Annotated in this window: 2 rRNA genes; both read right to left on the minus strand. The window is 52.1% G+C overall.

The annotated features are described in order from the left end of the window. Positions 1-9: 9 nt before the first annotated feature. Positions 10-125, minus strand: a 5S ribosomal RNA gene (rrf, locus tag AC1DU9_RS29735). A gap of 151 nt (positions 126-276) precedes the next feature. Continuing rightward, positions 277-1,849 (minus strand): 23S ribosomal RNA (locus AC1DU9_RS29740); the annotation flags it as partial.

The raw sequence follows: 1,849 nt of genomic DNA on the forward strand, positions 1-1,849 counted from the left end.
GGAATTTAATCTTGACGATGACCTACTCTCACATGGGGAAACCCCACACTACCATCGGCGATGCATCGTTTCACTGCTGAGTTCGGGATGGGATCAGGTGGTTCCAATGCTCTATGGTCGTCAAGAAATTCGGGTACTGAACCGTTTTTCAACGTTTCAGCAAATTGGGTATGTGACAGCTTTCGGTGTTTTGTGAGCGTCGAACTTTCGGTTCATTGCGTCTTCACACACCGCAATCTRATGCTCTTTCGAGTAGTCAAATTGCTTGGGTGTTATATGGTCAAGCCTCACGGGCAATTAGTATTGGTTAGCTCAACGCCTCACAGCGCTTACACACCCAACCTATCAACGTCGTAGTCTTCGACGGCCCTTCAGGGRRCTCAAGGYYCCAGTGAGATCTCATCTTGAGGCAAGTTTCCCGCTTAGATGCTTTCAGCGGTTATCTTTTCCGAACATAGCTACCCGGCAATGCCACTGGCGTGACAACCGGAACACCAGAGGTTCGTCCACTCCGGTCCTCTCGTACTAGGAGCAGCCCCTCTCAAATCTCAAACGTCCACGGCAGATAGGGACCGAACTGTCTCACGACGTTCTAAACCCAGCTCGCGTACCACTTTAAATGGCGAACAGCCATACCCTTGGGACCGGCTTCAGCCCCAGGATGTGATGAGCCGACATCGAGGTGCCAAACACCGCCGTCGATATGAACTCTTGGGCGGTATCAGCCTGTTATCCCCGGAGTACCTTTTATCCGTTGAGCGATGGCCCTTCCATACAGAACCACCGGATCACTAAGACCTACTTTCGTACCTGCTCGACGTGTCTGTCTCGCAGTCAAGCGCGCTTTTGCCTTTATACTCTACGACCGATTTCCGACCGGTCTGAGCGCACCTTCGTACTCCTCCGTTACTCTTTAGGAGGAGACCGCCCCAGTCAAACTACCCACCATACACTGTCCTCGATCCGGATAACGGACCTGAGTTAGAACCTCAAAGTTGCCAGGGTGGTATTTCAAGGTTGGCTCCACGCGAACTGGCGTCCACGCTTCAAAGCCTCCCACCTATCCTACACAAGCAAATTCAAAGTCCAGTGCAAAGCTATAGTAAAGGTTCACGGGGTCTTTCCGTCTAGCCGCGGATACACTGCATCTTCACAGCGATTTCAATTTCACTGAGTCTCGGGTGGAGACAGCGCCGCCATCGTTACGCCATTCGTGCAGGTCGGAACTTACCCGACAAGGAATTTCGCTACCTTAGGACCGTTATAGTTACGGCCGCCGTTTACCGGGGCTTCGATCAAGAGCTTCGCGTTAGCTAACCCCATCAATTAACCTTCCGGCACCGGGCAGGCGTCACACCCTATACGTCCACTTTCGTGTTTGCAGAGTGCTGTGTTTTTAATAAACAGTCGCAGCGGCCTGGTATCTTCGACCGGCGTGGGCTTACGSAGYAARTSCTTCACCCTCACCGGCGCACCTTCTCCCGAAGTTACGGTGCCATTTTGCCTAGTTCCTTCACCCGAGTTCTCTCAAGCGCCTTGGTATTCTCTACCCAACCACCTGTGTCGGTTTGGGGTACGGTTCCTGGTTACCTGAAGCTTAGAAGCTTTTCTTGGAAGCATGGCATCAACCACTTCGTCACCCARAGGGTAACTCGTCATCAGCTCTCGGCCTTAAGATCCCGGATTTACCTAAGATCTCAGCCTACCACCTTAAACTTGGACAACCAACGCCAAGCTGGCCTAGCCTTCTCCGTCCCTCCATCGCAATAACCAGAAGTACAGGAATATTAACCTGTTTTCCATCGACTACGCTTTTCAGCCTCGCCTTAGGGACCGACTAACCCTGCGT

The organism is Pseudomonas sp. P4_C1 (assembly GCF_056402155.1).